This window comes from Shimia sp. R10_1, from assembly GCF_017744095.1.
Classification (GTDB): domain Bacteria; phylum Pseudomonadota; class Alphaproteobacteria; order Rhodobacterales; family Rhodobacteraceae; genus Shimia.
In genome coordinates this window covers 415874-432388 of the sequence record NZ_JAGHQX010000002.1, presented here as the reverse complement: position 1 = coordinate 432388, position 16515 = coordinate 415874, and the positions used below count along the sequence as shown (strand labels likewise).

Sequence of the window (16515 nt, the reverse complement as noted above, 5' to 3'; positions counted from 1 at the left end):
AGCTCCCGCAGATTACCTCGGGAGCTTTCTTACGTTTGTTGGTTTGCAGGCCCAGGGCTCCGCCCGTTCGCGGCGGAATTGCTCCACTGGAGCAATTCTCATTCGCCGCTCACCCCTTCATGCTGTCCCAGAAGCTCTTCACAGAACTGAAGAAGCTGCTGCTTTCGGGGTTGTTTTCCTCTGACAGCTCTTCGAACTCGCGCAGAAGTTCTTTCTGGCGGCTGGTGAGGTTCACCGGGGTTTCCACCGCCAGTTCGATCATCATGTCACCAGAGCCTCCGCCGCGCAGGGCGGGCATGCCTTTGGCGCGCAGGCGCATCTGGCGGCCGGACTGGGAGCCTGCGGGGATCTTCACGCGGGAGCGGCCGCCGTCGATGGTTGGCACTTCGATGTCACCGCCCAAAGCTGCGCCGGACATGGAGACCGGGACGCGGCAGTAGAGGTTCACACCGTCACGTTCAAAGATCTTGTGCTGCGCCACCTCAATGAAGATGTAGAGGTCGCCTGCGGGGCCACCACGCATGCCGGCTTCGCCTTCGCCAGCGAGGCGGATACGAGTGCCGGTTTCCACACCTGCTGGGATGTTCACAGACAGGGCGCGGTCTTTCTCGACGCGGCCTTGACCGTGGCAGCCCTTACAGGGGTTTTTGATGATCTGACCGAGGCCCGAACAGGTCGGGCAGGTGCGTTCCACCGTGAAAAAGCCCTGCTGCGCGCGCACTTTGCCCATGCCGGAGCAGGTGGGGCAGGTGGTCGGCTCAGCACCGCCTTCAGCACCAGAGCCTGAACATTTTTCACAGGACACGGAGGCTGGGACGTTGATGGTTTTCTGAAGGCCAGAGTAGGCTTCTTCCAGCGTCACACGCAGGTTGTAGCGCAGGTCAGCCCCACGAGAGGCGCGCTGACGCCCGCCACCGCCACGGCCACCGCCGCCCATGAAGTCGCCAAATAGATCGTCAAACACGTCAGAGAAGGCTGAGGCGAAATCACCCTGACCCGGATGGCCGCCACGGCCACCGCCACCGCCCATGCCACCTTCAAAGGCAGCGTGACCATAGCGGTCGTAAGCGGCTTTCTTTTCTGCGTCTTTGAGGATTTCGTAGGCTTCGTTGGCCTCTTTGAACTGGCCTTCCGCCTCAGGGTTGTCCTTGTTGCGGTCGGGGTGCAGCTCTTTGGCCTTCTTGCGATAGGCTTTTTTGATTTCGTCCGCCGAAGCCCCTTTGCTGACGCCAAGCACCTCGTAGAAGTCACGTTTTGCCATGGGTTACTCCTTTGGTCGGAATGAAAAGGGCCAGTCCGGAGATCGGACCGGCCCGATTTTCATGTCCGGGAGCGCTGGGATCAGCGCTTGTTGTCGTCCAGATCTTCGAAGTCGGCGTCAACGATATCATCGTCAGCCGCTGGGCCCGCGTCGTCCATGTCAGGCATATCGGCGCCGCCGGCATCGTCCTGGCTGGCTTTGTAGATCGCTTCGCCCAGACGCATCGCCACTTCCATCACGTTCTGGATGCCGGACTTCAGCTTCTCTGCAGTCACATCGTCTTTGTCCAGCTCGTCTTTCAGTGCCGCCACAGCCAGCTCGATGGCTTCGACAGTGGATGGGTCCACTTTGTCGCCATGCTCTGCCACCTGCTTCTCGGTGTCGTGCACGAGGCTTTCGGCCTGGTTGCGCGCTTCGATCAGCTCGCGGCGCTCTTTGTCGGCCTCGGCGTTCTCTTCGGCGTCCTGAACCATCTTTTCGATGTCTGCATCAGACAGACCGCCGGACGCTTGGATGGTGATCTTCTGCTCTTTGCCGGTGCCTTTGTCCGACGCGCCCACAGACACGATGCCGTTGGCGTCGATGTCGAAGGTCACTTCGATCTGAGGCATGCCGCGTGGCGCCGGTGGGATATCTTCGAGGTTGAACTGACCGAGGATCTTGTTGTCCGCCGCCATCTCACGCTCACCTTGGAAGACGCGGATCGTCACAGCGTTCTGGTTGTCTTCGGCTGTGGAGAAGATCTGAGACTTTTTGGTTGGGATGGTGGTGTTGCGGTCGATCAGGCGGGTGAACACGCCACCGAGGGTTTCGATGCCCAGGGACAGCGGGGTCACGTCCAGAAGAACAACGTCTTTCACGTCGCCCTGCAGAACACCGGCTTGGATCGCGGCTCCCATGGCCACAACTTCGTCAGGGTTCACACCTTTGTGAGGCTCTTTGCCAAAGAACTTGGTCACCTCTGCGATGACTTTTGGCATACGGGTCATACCGCCCACGAGAACAACTTCATCGATCTCGTTTGCAGACAGGCCCGCGTCTTTCAGAGCTGCGGCACAAGGCTTCAGCGAAGCTTTGATCAGGTCGTTGACCAGGCTTTCCAGCTTCGCACGGGTCAGTTTGATGACCATGTGCAGCGGGGTGCCGGTGGCTGGGTCCATGGAGATGAACGGCTGGTTGATTTCGGTCTGGTTGGCCGAGGACAGCTCAATCTTGGCTTTCTCTGCGGCTTCTTTCAGACGCTGCAGCGCCATCTTGTCTTTGGTCAGGTCGATGTTGTGCTCTTTTTTGAACTCACCCGCGAGGTAGTTCACGATGCGCATGTCGAAGTCTTCACCACCCAGGAACGTGTCACCGTTGGTGGATTTCACTTCAAACAGACCGTCGTCGATTTCCAGGATGGTCACGTCGAAGGTACCGCCGCCGAGGTCATAGACTGCGATGGTTTGGGTGTCTTCTTTGTCCAGACCATAGGCCAGCGCGGCTGCGGTTGGCTCGTTGATGATGCGCAGCACTTCAAGGCCCGCGATCTTGCCCGCGTCTTTGGTGGCCTGACGCTGAGCGTCGTTGAAGTATGCAGGCACGGTGATCACGGCCTGTGTCACGTCTTCGCCAAGATAGCTTTCAGCGGTCTCTTTCATCTTGCCGAGAATGAAGGCGGAGATCTGCGATGGGGAGTATTTCTCACCCTTGGCTTCGACCCACGCGTCGCCGTTGCCGCCGTTGACCACGGAGAATGGCATGTTCTTGAGGTCTTTGGCCAGTGCCGCGTCATCGCGACGACGACCGATCAGGCGCTTCACACCAAAGATGGTGTTTTCCGGGTTGGTGACGGCCTGACGTTTCGCCGGCTGGCCCACAAGGCGCTCGTCATCTGTAAGCGCAACGATGGACGGCGTGGTGCGCGCGCCTTCGGCGTTTTCGATTACTTTGGGCTGAGAGCCATCCATGATGGCGACACAGGAGTTTGTTGTACCGAGATCGATACCAATCACTTTGCTCATTTTTGATCCCTTCTACTTAAGGCGATATTTCAAGGTCGGACCCTTTGTGGCATCCAAGCCTCGATCCATAGGACATTCTGACAACTGAGCCAAAATGCGCTTCGCAGCGTATATAGGGAGCATGAAAAAAGCCTGCAAGCGTCTCCATTGAGCGATTGTGGTCCTTTGGCTACATTTTGCAGAGGTTTTTTGCCGTGGGGGCGGGGAAAATGGAACAAGCCATGAATATTGGCGGTTTTGAGCTGTTCAAAGCCTACCTGAGCGGGACGGATCAGCTGGATTTGGTTAACGATTTGCGCGCGGTTGCGAAGGTTGCACCGATGCGTTCGCCGGTGACTCGCTGGGGCAAACCGATGAGCGTGAAAATGACCAGCGCAGGCCGCGTTGGCTGGACCAGCGACCGGCGCGGCTATCGCTATGAGCCCAAGCATCCCGATGGCATGGACTGGCCGCCGATTCCCGAGGGCGTTCTGACGTTGTGGCAAGACATCACCGGGCTAGATCGTGCGCCGGATTGCTGTCTGATCAATTATTACGGCGAAGGCGCGCGGATGGGGTTGCATCAGGACAAGGATGAAGTCGATTTTTCCTATCCTGTGGTGTCGATTTCACTTGGCGATGACGGATTGTTTCGCATGGGCGGCACCGAGCGGGGCGGGAAGACCCAATCGGTCTGGCTGACATCGGGAGATGTGGTGGTGATGGGGGGCGCTGCGCGACTGGCCTATCACGGGGTGGATCGCATCCGGTTTGGCAGCTCGTCTTTGTTGCCCGATGGCGGGCGCATCAATGTGACATTGCGGGTTGTTGAGGGGTGAGTGCGATCGCGATTGATAAGCCCGTCAGTCGTTTTCAACGACGCCGGTCCAATCATAGTGACCGCGTGCATTTAGCATGGAGGACATGCGGAAGCGGTTGTTTTGAACGCGCAAGAGTGCGGTGGATGTATAGGGATCTGCAGCCAATTGTTCACGGCTAAGCAAACGCGTTTGAAAAGTGCCAAGCCAGCTGCCATCCGGGCATTGCTCAAGGCCGATTGGAGCGCGATCAACAAAATCCCCATTCATCAAATCCATGGCACGCAGATAGAGAGCGAAGTTTTCGGCTACGGCTGCCTCTGTTCTGAGAATAATGGGCGCGCGTTTGGTGATAAGTGAAAATGGCAGGAGCAGGCGCGATCTCCAGCGCGCCAGATCCCGTCTAACAAAAGCCTGCGAAATATCGGTCAAAAATTGCTCGAACTCTTGATCCATTTCATCAGCTTAGTCGGCATGGGATCCCATTGTCGAGTGGGTTCTACCGTTTCGGTGGTCCACCGCCGATGTGCGCATTAAACGTGCTGGCCGCCGTTGATTTCAATTTCGGTGCCGGTCACATAGCTCGACTGATCTGAGCACAGCCAATAGATCACATCGGCCACTTCCTTGGGTTGTCCAAGGCGTTCCATAGGCAGTGCTTCAACAATTTTCTCTGTTCCAGGCGACAGAATGGAGGTCTCCACCTCGCCTGGTGCGATGGCGTTGACGCGCACACCCAGCGGGCCAAAATCATGCGCCATTTCGCGGGTCAATGCGACCAGCGCGGCTTTGGAGGTGGCATAGGCGGCCCCGGCGAAGGGGTGCACCCTTGAGCCTGCGATAGAGGACACATTCACAATGGAGCCTTTGGCCTCGGCCAGTTCCTCGCGCAGGCCACGCGCAAGAATCACGGAGGCAAAGAAGTTCACATGGAAGACCTTGCCCCAGTCCATCAGATCGGTGGTGAAAGTGTTCAGCCGCTCGCCATTGGGGCCTTTGGGCGAAATGCCGGCATTGTTGGCCAGCCCGTGCAGCGGCCCATCAAGCCGCTCGCGGATCAGCTCTACCGCGTTGATCGTGTCTGCCGGGTCAGACAGATTGAGTTGGATGTGGTTTTTCTCACCGTCCGGCCAGGGGCAACGCGGATCAAAAGGCTGTCGGGAACAGGTCAGCACGCGCCAGCCTTCCTCTGAGAAGCGCTTTACAGTGGCGTGCCCGATGCCGCGGCTGGCGCCAGTGAGGAGGAGCGTTTTCTGCATGGGTGAGATCCGCGATATGTCTTATTTGCGCACAACTTGCGCCTGTCTGGCACAAATTACAACCGGGATGCGGCTTATTGCCCCTGCGTGTTGCGTGCGCGGTCCAATGCGGTGTGAAAGGCGGCCAGTGGCACGGCAACGCTGCGAAACGTGCTGTGCGTGGAGATTGCGCCAGAGAGAACGCCAATCACCTTTGGTTTGCCGTTGATAAGGGCAAGAGCAGGGGCCCCTGAGTCGCCAGACATGATGGCACATTTCTGCAGCATCACACCGGGTCGGCTGTGCACATCCGGTGCGCCGCATGTACGCGTGAGTGACAAGACATGCGGCCGCAGCGCGGGGTATCCGGCAAGGGCAAATACGCTGTCTGGCTCAGAAATATCGTCTGCTGCCAGTGTGTCTAGAACCCCCACATCTTGTCCAAGCGGGGTGTTTAGGATCAGCAAGGCCCAGTCGTGTGCAAAATCCGCGTGAAATGTCCGGCTGTCTAGCGCGTGGATATCTTGCAGAACATATCGTTCGACCTGTGACACAGCGATGGCCGTGCCACGTTGGTATCCGGCGGCAAACCGTATGCTTTGGGGCGGGATCCAAGATTTGCGCGCAAAGTTGTATAGACAGTGCGCCGCCGTGAGCACGACACGCTCCGCCACAAGTGTGCCGGTGCAATGCTGACGCAGATCTGTGCTCGCAAAATTGACGCGGCCAATGGCGTGCCAGGGCGCCGTTGCAGCGTCAAGGACCGTGCGGTCTCTGATCGCCTGACAGCCTTTTGTGCGGTGTTGCCCCGAGCCGCAGAGAGCATCAAGCGGCTGCTCAAACTGGGGGGTGCTGCCTTGTGGGGCAGGATCTTTGGTCTGCGCAGCGGCGCCGCATAGACCAAAAAAGGTGGCAATCCCAAATAAGAGCGTGCGGAGGCCCGTGCGTGTCGCCCGCAAGCGCACAGGCCGCTTAGCGCCGTGCGCCCCAGCTGAGAGAGGCGTGTTTGCGGGTGTAAAACTCGCCCATCAAACCAATCATCAGCAGCACAAGACCCACCATCAACGGATATGTCACCGAGGAGTTGCGCGGGACATAGTTGATGAACGCATAGCCGCGGGCCTGATCAATGCAATGAAACAGGGGGTTCCAGTCAAACATGGCCAGCATGAAAGGCGGCAGAGAATTGGCCACAAACATCTTGCCCGATGCAATCATATTGGCCCGCGAATAGACTGTGTTGGCAATCCGCACGAATGTTGGAAACCAAGGTTTCAGCGCCAGAAACACTGTCCCGATGGCGAGGCCGGTGAACCAAGCCAGCAGTAACATGCCAAATGTTTGAATCGGTTGATAAATTTCAAACGGCGTAAAGGCGACGTGATAGACAAACAAGATCGCAGACAGCGACAGTACCTGAATGTAAAGCGTGCCAAGTGCCGCGGATAAAATCGCAATGATCGTGTTCATGGGCGCATGTTTCATCATGGGCGAAGACGGCCCCTCAGACCCGACGACCGCGCTCATGGTTTTGGTGTGCGTCATGAACAAAAACACACCGGACATCAGATAAATCAGGAAATCCCCGCGCAACGCGGCGCCCCGCAAGCCCAAGACAGAGAACATCACATAAAACGCCATCACGAAAATGACGGCTTGAAGCATGTTCATAACAATCGACATCAGCGCATTGCCATGGCTTTTGCGCACGCTGCGGACAATCGCGTGATAGATCAGCTCCGTCAGATTGAGTGCTGATGCAAGCGTCGTTTTGGGAGCGGTTTGCTGAAACATTGCCTCTGTCGCTGTTACGTGACCTCAGAATAACAAGGAATTCTTGCTGTTCCCTTACGCAGCGACCATAAGGGGCACGACCGTATTAGACAACAAATGTCCTTTAGGAGAGGTAATTTGGATTACGAGACGCTTATTCCCGTCATGCGCGAGCTTGCCATTGAAGCCGGCGCAAAGATCATGGAAATCTATGAGGCCGATGACTTTGACGTAAAAGTCAAAAGCGACGACAGCCCTGTGACCGCAGCAGACGAAGCCGCGGATGCCTTGATTTCCGCAGGTCTGAAAGCGGCTTTCCCCGATGTGATGCTGGTGACCGAAGAGCAGTCTGACAGCCACAAAGCCAAAGGCGATACCTTCCTTATCGTGGATCCGCTGGATGGCACCAAGGAATTCATCCACCGTCGCGGCGATTTCACTGTGAACATCGCCTATGTGGAAAACGGCGTGCCCCAGCGCGGTGTGGTTTACGCTCCTGCGCGCAATCGTATGTTCTTCACCCAAGCGGATGGCCAAGCGGTAGAAGAAACCGGGATGTTTGATCCTAAAAAGGTGGGAACTGTGGCCGCAATCAACGTTGCAGACAGCGACAATGACGCGTTGTTTGTGGTGGCATCGAAATCCCACCGCGATCAGGCGACGGATGATTACATTAACAAATACAACGTCAAAGATATGAAAAGCGCGGGCTCCTCGCTGAAATTCTGTCTGGTGGCGACAGGTGAGGCGGACATTTATCCGCGCGTCGGCCGCACCATGGAGTGGGACACAGCGGCGGGCCACGCGGTGCTGCTGGGCGCAGGTGGCGACGTGGTCCGGTTTGACGATCACACACCCCTGACTTATGGCAAGGAAGACTTTGCCAACCCGTTCTTCATCGCTTATGCGCCGAAGGTAGAACTGAAAGAAGCCTGATGTCTGTTCTGATTGTTATTCCGGCCCGCTATGCTTCAACCCGATACCCGGGCAAACCACTGGCCACGCTGAAAGGCGCGACGGGGGAGGCCAAAAGCCTGATCCAGCGCAGCTGGGAGGCGGCCTGTGAGGTCAAAGGCGTGGATCGGGTGGTTGTGGCCACGGATGACGATCGGATCAAAGAAGCAAGTGAAGCCTTTGGCGCAGAGGTGGTGATGACCTCACCTGACTGCGCCAATGGCACCGAACGCTGCGCGGAAGCCTTTGATGTGCTGGGCGGTGGCTATGACGTGGTGGTGAACCTGCAGGGCGATGCGCCTTTGACGCCAGCCTGGTTTATTGAAGATCTGGTGGCTGGATTGCGCAAAGATCCAATGGCTGAAGTGGCCACGCCAGTGCTGCGCTGTGATGGGCGCGCACTGAACGGTTTTCTGGAGGATCGCAAAGCGGGGCGCGTGGGTGGTACCACGGCTGTGTTCACCACAGATCGCCATGCGCTCTACTTCTCCAAAGAAGTTGTGCCTTTCACCAGCGAAACCTATGCGGATGAGGATGAAACACCGGTGTTTCACCATGTGGGTGTCTATGCTTATCGGCCTTCTGCGCTGGGGGCCTATCCGCGCTGGGCGTCTGGCCCGCTTGAGCAGCTGGAAGGGCTGGAGCAGCTGCGCTTTATGGAGCATGGGCGGCAAGTATTGTGTGTCGAAGTAGAGGCGCGTGGGCGTCAGTTTTGGGAACTCAACAACCCCGAAGATGTGCCGCGCATTGAGGCCATGATGGCCGAAATGGGCACGCCCTAAGTTGGTTTAAAAGCCAGAAATACACTCAAATATTGAAGAAAAGGCGAGACCTATGTTGCAGCGCACAGCTTTGGTGACGGGCTCCGCGGGGTTCATTGGTTTTCACACCGCTCAGCGGCTTTTGCAGGAGGGCTGGCGTGTGATCGGGCTGGATGCGATGACCGATTACTATGACGTCACGCTGAAAGAACGCCGCCACCAGATCCTGCAACAGCATGCGCACTTCGAGGCGGTCGAGGCGCGGCTTGAGAGTGAAGGCACCTTGATGCGCCTTTTTGAGGATCATCGACCTGATGCGGTGATCCATCTCGCGGCGCAAGCGGGCGTACGCTACTCAATTGATGCGCCACGCTCCTATGTGGAAGCCAATTTGGTGGGCACATTTGAGCTTCTGGAGGCCGCGCGCGCCTATCCTCCGGCGCATATGCTGCTGGCGTCGACCAGCTCTGCCTATGGCGCCAATACTGAGATGCCCTATGCCGAGGTGCATAAAGCGGACCATCAGATGTCGTTTTATGCGGCGACCAAGAAGGCCAACGAGGTGATGGCGCACTCCTATGCGCATCTCTATCATCTGCCGACCACCATGTTCCGCTTCTTTACGGTCTATGGTCCTTGGGGGCGACCAGATATGGCGCTCTTCAAGTTCACCAAAGCGATCCTCGAAGGCAGCCCGATTGATATTTACAATCACGGCGATATGCAGCGTGATTTCACCTACATCGATGATCTGGTGACAGGGATTGTGAATCTGGTCGAGGCCGCGCCTGCGCAGGTGGGGCAGCGTGAAGCCGCGCTGACAGGTGACAGCCTCAGCCCGGTGGCGCCCTGGCGGGTGGTCAATATTGGCAATGGCCAGCCTGTGCAGTTGATGAAGTTTGTAGAAGCGATTGAATCTGCGCTTGGCAAAGAGGCGCAAAAGAATTTCATGGATATGCAGCCTGGCGATGTGCCCGCAACATGGGCAGAGGCGCAACTGCTTGATCAGCTGACTGGAGATATCCCTGCGACCCCCGTTGAAGAGGGCGTGGCGAAGTTTGTGGCCTGGTATCGTGATTTCTATGAGGTATGAGCCATAAGGCTCACACACCTAAGTCAGGTCAGAAATCTGCCTTGCAATGTGTCGGCGCTTGACCGCTGCCGCGGAGCGGACACAGGTCTGTTATTCACCCGCGAGCGTCAAATGCGCGCCGTCTGAGGCTTGACTGAGTGCTGTGATGTCGACTGGATGCTGGTCCGCTTCCAAGCAACGCAGCAAGGTGGCCTCCATAAGAACCGCATCACGCATTTCAACAGCGCGGCGCAGATCCTGCAGGGCGCTGGCCACTTCAAGTTCAGACATCAGGTTTTCTTGAGCGCGCAGGATTTTCGGATGCGGCGTGGTGAGCATGTCGCTGCCGATCAGCAGTTCTTCATGCATCTTTTCACCTTCCTTGAGGCCGGTGAAGGTGATTTCGATATCTCCAGCAGTATTGTCGGCGTCGCGCACGGTGTAGCCTGCAGCCGCAATCATTTTGCGCGCCATGTCGTAGATGGAGACGGGCGTCCCCATGTCGAGCACAAAAACGTCGCCCCCGCGAGAGAATGTGCCAGCCAAGAGCACCAAGCGCACCGCCTCATCAATCGTCATGAAATAGCGGGTGACGTCTGGGTGAGTCACCGTGACAGGACCCATTTCGCGGATTTGCTGTTGGAACAATGGAATGACGGAGCCTGATGAGCCCAGCACATTGCCAAAGCGCACCATAGAGAACTTGGTTGTTGTGGAGCGTGTCGCCAGATCCTGAATGACAAGTTCAGCAACCCGTTTGGAGCTGCCCATCATCGACGTTGGGCGCACGGCTTTGTCTGTGGATACGAGAATAAACCGTTCAACACCTGCACGCTGTGCCTCTTCTGCCACGATCCGGGTACCGAGCACATTGTTGCGAATGCCTTCAAATGCATTCTCTTGCACCAGCCCCACATGTTTGTAGGCCGCTGCATGAAACACCACATCAATTTCGTGGGTCTGAAGTGTTTCTGCGATGAGTTCTGCGTGTTCGATAGAGCCCAATACAGCGGTAAACTTGGTGTCTGGACGGCTTTCCCTCAGCGAGTTTGCAATTTTGTAGAGCGCAAACTCACAATGATCCAGCAACACCAGTTCTGCCGGTTCACAGCGCGCAAGCTGGCGACACAATTCGCCGCCAATTGAGCCGCCCGCGCCTGTTACCAGAATGCGACGACCACGGTAGGCGGACTCGGTGTCGGGGAGCTCGTCTTTGATGGCATCGCGACCCAAGAGGCTGTCCATCGTGAGTGGGGCGGCGGCTTTCACGTCTTCGCCGCGCAGGACGATGTCTGCAAAAGATGGCAGGGCGAGCACTTCACACCCAAGCCCCGACAAACGCTTCGCCAGGCGCATGCGCACCCGTTGGTCAGCCGATGGCATCGCAAGTACAATACGGTCGATACGCCCCTGCCTGACCAGCTTTGGGATTGCATTTGGATGGTACACCCGCAGCCCATTGATCGTGAGCTTCTGAAGGTTCGGATTGTCATCGACAAAGCAAGAGGCTTTGAATTCATGGTCGGTCAGAAGTGCTGCAGCCATTTGTTGCCCGGTTTGACCAGCGCCGTAGATCAGAACGTGGCGCAAGGACCGACTTGAGTCATACACATACTTGACGATTTTGTGCATGATCACGCGGAATGAGATCGACAGCAAGAGGAACATCCCTGCAAATTGCGCAATCGCTTCAAATGGTACGCGCCCCGCGCCTAGCAGGAAGTTAATCGAGAAACTGGTGCACAGTAGTGCCGTGGCAACGCCAAAGCTCTTTGTAATATCTTCCATGCCGTAAGCATTTAGCTTGATGCGGTTCAGACCCAACAGATGAATCAAGCTCGCGGCAACACCCAGTAAAATTGGAAGCTGCCAAGCGATGGCAAAGAGCGCAATTGTGTGTCCTGAAAATTTTTGAACCAGTAACAGCGCCGCCGTCAGGGCGATAAGATCAACCAGAACAAAGATTTTGGCTTTCTGAGGCTGTGAAAGCGAAAGGACAGTCTTATGTAGCATTTCAGTGGCTTTGGTTTTATGTCTTTGATTTGTATAAAAAATTATTGTGACTGGCCTTTCAGTCTTGTTGGGCGACGGGCGGTATAGACTTGTCTATCCGCTGTTTCAGGTAACCTTTCCGTCAAATGTCTATACCCGTTTGGGGTAGTTATCAAACCCAGAGGTCACGAGATCGTCAATTCTCTGCCGATTGCGCGCTTTTAAAGACACTAAGCGCTTGTTTCTGCAGCTTCTGGGTAAGTGGTTTTCGATGTCTTTGGGCTTAGATTACTACGTTGATGTGTTTTCGCGCACACGTTTCAGCTCTTTGACGGAATAAAGAGTTGTGGGCCTAGGGGTCGCGGCCTTACAAGGGGGCAAAAGACGTGAAGCTGAAATATGAGGCGGTTAGATCACATGTACAGAATAGCTGCTTTGGTGTCTCTGATGCTGCTTAGTGCCTGTGCCTTGCCGCGCAGTGGGCCGATTGCCTCTGAGATCGTAGGAGAGAGCAACGTACCCGAAGATATTCAGGTTCAGGTCGTAGATCGGGTGAGCGCAAAGAACATTTCCGGTTGGCCAAAGTCAGGCTGGCACGGTCACTATCATTGGTTTGCGCGGTCCCCAGGCCCCAAGAGCCGCCTGATACAGACCGGTGATCTTGTGACACTCACAGTTTGGGACAACCAAGACAACTCGCTGTTGCTTGGACCAGCAGAGCGATCCACCCCTTTGCGGCCTGTCGAAGTCACTGAGGCGGGAACCATCTTTGTGCCTTATGTAGATGACATTATGGTTTCAGGCCTGACGCCCTATCAAGCACGTGAAAAAATTCAGGGGCAGTTGTCTCCTATTGCGCCATCCGCACAGGTGCAAATTGATGTCAGCCCCGGCCCGCAGAACTCTGTCGATGTGGTGACGGGGGTTGCCACCCCTTCACGTTTGCCCCTGGCGGACCGCAATGTTTCCATCCTCTCGGTCTTGGCGCAATCCGGTGGCGTGAGTGATGCTTTGGAGAACCCGTTGGTGCGCCTGCAGCGACAGGGTAAGTCCTACGAAATTCCGCTGGATAGCTTGCTCAAAGATCCTTCAAAGAACGTGATTGTGCGTGGTGGAGATCAGATCATCGTTGAAGAAGATGAGCGCTACTTCATTGCGATGGGGGCCACTGAAACTGAACGGCAGGTTTTCTTTAATCAGGAAAACATAACCGCGATGGAAGCGGTCACAATGCTGGGCGGTCTAGATGCTGCGCGTGCAAACCCTCAGGGCCTTTATATTTTACGGACTTATGATTCCGATGATGTCCGTAGTGATGTGACCGGACCCAATCAGCAGCATGTTGTCTTTTCTTTTGATCTGACAAAATCGGACAGCCTGTTCGGGGCCAGCGCATTCCAAGTACAGCCAGGTGACATCGTTGTGGCAAGTGAGTCGGCGGTGCGCCCTGCACAAGCCGCGATTGCACTGGTTGGATCTCTGTTTGCCATCTCAAATGTTTTTAATTGATCATCAATCGGGCAGATTGGGCTGCTGGTGTGCTATCTGAGGCATTATCGCATCGTAAGAATAACGTCATGCGCGTTATGTAGAAATGCGCTGCGGTTCGTGCTATCTGAGGCGTTGTCTGATTAAGTAAATTCATTTTAGATGGCGATAGTCGCACCAGTTTTTTGTAAGCAAAAGAAAGAGTACTCTTCATGCAGCGTAAGGTTACCAAAGCTATTTTTCCAGTCGCAGGTATGGGAACGCGGTTTTTGCCTGCGACTAAATCAGTGCCCAAAGAAATTATGACGTTGGTGGACAGGCCGCTCATCCAATATGCGATTGATGAAGCACGCGAAGCAGGGATCAAAGAATTTATCTTTGTCACGTCCCGCGGCAAAAGCGCGCTTGAAGACTATTTTGACCATGCGCCTCAGCTTGAGCAAACCTTGCGGGAAAAAGGTAAGACCAAACTATTGGAAGAGCTCGAGCGCTCTAACATGGAAAGCGGCTCAATCGCCTACATCCGTCAGCACAAAGCGCTTGGTCTGGGGCATGCAGTGGCCTGTGCGAGCCGTTTGATGGCGGATGAGCCCTTTGCGGTTATTTTGCCAGACGATGTGATCGCGGGTGAAGTTGGCTGCCTTAAGCAGATGGTTGATGCCTACGCAGACACGGGTGGGTGCATGGTTGCCGCGATGGAAGTGCCGCATGACAAGGCATCTTCCTACGGTGTTCTGGATGTCAAAGAAGACATGGGATCGCTTGTGTCCGTTAAAGGGATGGTGGAAAAACCTGCGCCCGGCACCGCGCCGTCAAATCTCGCCGTGATTGGGCGCTATATTCTGACGCCGCAGATCCTTAAAAATCTTGCGTCTCAGCAAAGCGGTGCAGGGGGCGAGATCCAATTGACCGACGCCATCGCAACCGAAGTTGCCAAAGACGCTGGGGTTTATGGCTACCGCTTCCAAGGCCAGCGCTATGACTGTGGCTCCAAGGCGGGCTTCCTTCAGGCCACTGTGGCCTTTGGTCTGGCGCGCGATGATTTGCAGGACGAACTGTCCAATTATCTGGAAGAGCTGATCGCCTCGCGTCGCGCGGCGCAATAAGTAGCAGGAGATCAATTCCTTGAAAAACGTGATCGTCACGGGCGGTGCGGGCTATATCGGCTCGCATGCATGTAAAGCTTTGGCCGCTGCCGGGTTCAATCCGGTGACCTTTGACAACATCAGCACCGGCTGGGAAGAGGCGGTAAAATTCGGCCCTCTGGAGCGCGGGGATCTTATGGATCGAGCGCGGATCGATGAGGTGTTTGCGCAGTATAAGCCAGTAGCCGTGATGCACTTTGCGGCGTTGTCGCAAGTCGGTGAAAGCATGGCTGAGCCGGGCAAATACTGGCGCAGCAATGTGAATGGATCCCTCAATCTGATCGAAGCCTGTGTTGCGGCGGGGGTGAAGCACTTTGTTTTCTCTTCAACCTGCGCAACCTATGGCGACCATGACAATGTGATGCTGGATGAAGAGGTGCAGCAAACGCCGATCAATGCTTACGGTGCGTCCAAGCGCGCGATTGAGGATATGCTCAAAGATTTTGGCGCGGCCTTTGGTTTGGAGAGTGTGATTTTTCGCTACTTCAACGTGGCTGGCGCAGATCCGGACGCAGAAGTTGGGGAATTCCATCAGCCAGAGACGCATCTGATCCCACTGATGCTCGACGCCATTGATGGCAAGCGGGACGCACTGACGATTTATGGCACAGATTACGAGACGCCGGATGGCACTTGTATTCGGGACTATGTGCATGTGTGTGATTTGGTGGATGCGCATGTTCTGGGCCTGAAGTGGCTGCAGGATGGTAAAGGCAGCCGTGTGTTCAACCTCGGCACTGGCAGCGGGTTTTCCGTGCGAGAGGTGATTGACCAGTCCCGCATCGTGACCAACCGCGAGGTGCCTTACAAGGAGGGCGCACGGCGTGCGGGCGACTGCACCAAATTGGTTTCAGGCTCGACTCGTGCTGAGAAAGAGCTAGGGTGGGTGCCCGAACGCTCCAAAATGGACCAAATGATCGCCGATGCATGGAGATGGCATCAGAACGGGCACTACGACAAGTAAGCTGACCACCGCGCCCCTGCCAAAGCCGGATCTATGGGCCGCCTACCGCATGCGTTGGCGGCGGCGTGGCCTGCTGTGGCGCAGCTTTCGCAGCCGTCATCAGCTGACCTGCCGCGTGGACCGTACGGGGCAGATTGCACCGGGGGGTGTGGTTGTCGTGATGACCCTGCGCAATGAGCGCACGCGGCTGCCCTTTACCTTGGCCCACTACCGGCGTCTGGGTGTTGGGCATTTTCTCATCGTGGACAATGACAGCAGCGACGGCAGTGGCGACTATTTGGCAGAGCAGTCGGATGTCTCGCTCTGGCAGACTGCGCACAGCTATCGTGCGGCGCGCTTCGGTCTGGATTGGATGACCTGGCTGCAGATGCGATATGCCGATGATCGCTGGTGCTTGATGGTCGATGTCGATGAGCTGTTGATCTATGCCCACCATGACAGTCGCGACTTAGGCGCGCTGACCGCATGGCTTGATGCACAGGGGCGCCGTGTCTTTGGTGCACACATGCTGGATCTTTATCCCAAAGGCGCGCTGTCAGAGGCAACATACACGCCCGGACAAGACCCGATGGAAGTCCTGCAATGGTTTGACGCGGGGCCGTATCGTGCCAAACGTCAGATGCCTCTGGGCAATCTCTGGGTGCAGGGCGGCATGCGGGAGCGTGTATTCTTTCAGGGCTATCCGAAGCGTTCTCCGACCCTCAATAAAATCCCGCTGGTGCGGTGGTCTTGGCGCTATGCCTATGTGAATTCCTGTCACTCAGCGCTGCCTGCGGCGCTCAATCATGGCTATGATGGTCCGGGTGGTGAGGCGCCGTCAGGGGTGCTGCTGCACACCAAGTTCTTGCCTGAGATTGTCGCCAAATCGGAAATAGAAAAACAGCGTCAGCAGCACTTCCACCGGCCTGAAAAATTTGCGGATTACTATGATGCGATTGCTGAGGCGCCAGACCTATGGACGCCAGACTCACAAAAATTCTCCGGATGGCAACAGCTGGAAGCGCTGGGATTGATGCGGGCAGGGGGCTGGTGAAATCTCCCGTGCGCCAGCGTGTCAGCCACGAAGA

General features: G+C 56.2%; 15 protein-coding genes. 8 read left to right on the top strand and 7 right to left on the bottom strand.

Annotation, left to right across the window (positions count from 1 at the left end; genetic code table 11):
• Positions 1-109: 109 nt before the first annotated feature.
• Both dnaJ and dnaK read right to left on the bottom strand, forming a co-directional pair.
• Positions 110-1261, bottom strand: coding sequence for a molecular chaperone DnaJ (gene dnaJ, locus J7413_RS06485; protein ID WP_209097241.1), 1152 nt, complete (start codon positions 1259-1261; stop codon positions 110-112).
• A gap of 80 nt (positions 1262-1341) precedes the next feature.
• Positions 1342-3264: a molecular chaperone DnaK gene (dnaK, locus tag J7413_RS06480; protein ID WP_209097240.1), complete on the bottom strand. Its 1923-nt coding sequence runs from the start codon at positions 3262-3264 to the stop codon at positions 1342-1344.
• A gap of 209 nt (positions 3265-3473) precedes the next feature.
• Here dnaK and J7413_RS06475 point away from each other — a divergent pair, with 209 nt between their 5' ends.
• A complete protein-coding gene (locus J7413_RS06475; RefSeq protein WP_209097239.1) occupies positions 3474-4082 on the top strand; it encodes an alpha-ketoglutarate-dependent dioxygenase AlkB in 609 nt (202 codons plus the stop codon).
• Positions 4083-4106: 24 nt separating this feature from the next.
• Here J7413_RS06475 and J7413_RS06470 read toward each other — a convergent pair whose 3' ends face one another.
• From J7413_RS06470 to J7413_RS06455, 4 genes are all read right to left on the bottom strand, one after another.
• The gene (locus tag J7413_RS06470; RefSeq protein ID WP_209097238.1) at positions 4107-4517 is read right to left on the bottom strand and encodes a hypothetical protein; all 411 of its coding nucleotides are present in this window, start codon (positions 4515-4517) and stop codon (positions 4107-4109) included.
• Positions 4518-4594: 77 nt separating this feature from the next.
• On the bottom strand, positions 4595-5320 hold the full coding sequence (locus J7413_RS06465; protein WP_209097237.1) for an SDR family oxidoreductase: 726 nt from the start codon (positions 5318-5320) through the stop codon (positions 4595-4597).
• 74 nt (positions 5321-5394) lie between these two features.
• A complete protein-coding gene (locus tag J7413_RS06460; protein WP_209097236.1) occupies positions 5395-6258 on the bottom strand; it encodes a trypsin-like serine protease in 864 nt (287 codons plus the stop codon).
• Between the two features lie 13 nt (positions 6259-6271).
• Positions 6272-7093 carry an ABC transporter permease gene (locus tag J7413_RS06455; protein WP_209097235.1) on the bottom strand — a complete coding sequence of 274 codons (822 nt, stop codon included), beginning with the start codon at positions 7091-7093 and terminating at the stop codon, positions 6272-6274.
• A gap of 117 nt (positions 7094-7210) precedes the next feature.
• On the opposite strand from J7413_RS06455, the gene cysQ reads away from it, so the two are divergent.
• From cysQ to J7413_RS06440, 3 genes are read left to right on the top strand one after another with little or no spacing between them, the layout of a single operon-like run.
• Positions 7211-8008 carry a 3'(2'),5'-bisphosphate nucleotidase CysQ gene (cysQ, locus tag J7413_RS06450; protein ID WP_209097234.1) on the top strand — a complete coding sequence of 266 codons (798 nt, stop codon included), beginning with the start codon at positions 7211-7213 and terminating at the stop codon, positions 8006-8008.
• On the top strand, positions 8008-8808 hold the full coding sequence (locus J7413_RS06445; RefSeq protein ID WP_209097233.1) for a manno-octulosonate cytidylyltransferase: 801 nt from the start codon (positions 8008-8010) through the stop codon (positions 8806-8808). Before cysQ ends, J7413_RS06445 begins: the two co-directional genes overlap by 1 nt.
• A gap of 52 nt (positions 8809-8860) precedes the next feature.
• Complete coding sequence (locus tag J7413_RS06440) at positions 8861-9880, top strand: SDR family NAD(P)-dependent oxidoreductase (protein ID WP_209097232.1); 1020 nt, start codon at positions 8861-8863, stop codon at positions 9878-9880.
• A gap of 90 nt (positions 9881-9970) precedes the next feature.
• Here J7413_RS06440 and J7413_RS06435 read toward each other — a convergent pair whose 3' ends face one another.
• The gene (locus J7413_RS06435; RefSeq protein ID WP_209097231.1) at positions 9971-11872 is read right to left on the bottom strand and encodes a nucleoside-diphosphate sugar epimerase/dehydratase; all 1902 of its coding nucleotides are present in this window, start codon (positions 11870-11872) and stop codon (positions 9971-9973) included.
• Between the two features lie 396 nt (positions 11873-12268).
• Between J7413_RS06435 and J7413_RS06430 the strand changes: the two genes are divergently transcribed.
• The 4 genes from J7413_RS06430 to J7413_RS06415 all read left to right on the top strand — a co-directional run bounded on the left by J7413_RS06430 (position 12269) and on the right by J7413_RS06415 (position 16481).
• The gene (locus J7413_RS06430) at positions 12269-13360 is read left to right on the top strand and encodes a polysaccharide biosynthesis/export family protein (protein WP_209097230.1); all 1092 of its coding nucleotides are present in this window, start codon (positions 12269-12271) and stop codon (positions 13358-13360) included.
• Positions 13361-13551: 191 nt separating this feature from the next.
• A complete protein-coding gene (gene galU / locus J7413_RS06425) occupies positions 13552-14445 on the top strand; it encodes a UTP--glucose-1-phosphate uridylyltransferase GalU (RefSeq protein WP_209097229.1) in 894 nt (297 codons plus the stop codon).
• Positions 14446-14464: 19 nt separating this feature from the next.
• Positions 14465-15448 carry a UDP-glucose 4-epimerase GalE gene (gene galE / locus J7413_RS06420; RefSeq protein ID WP_209097228.1) on the top strand — a complete coding sequence of 328 codons (984 nt, stop codon included), beginning with the start codon at positions 14465-14467 and terminating at the stop codon, positions 15446-15448.
• On the top strand, positions 15408-16481 hold the full coding sequence (locus J7413_RS06415) for a glycosyltransferase family 2 protein (RefSeq protein WP_209097227.1): 1074 nt from the start codon (positions 15408-15410) through the stop codon (positions 16479-16481). The genes galE and J7413_RS06415 overlap by 41 nt, the downstream gene beginning before the upstream one ends.
• The last annotated feature ends 34 nt before the right edge of the window (positions 16482-16515 follow it).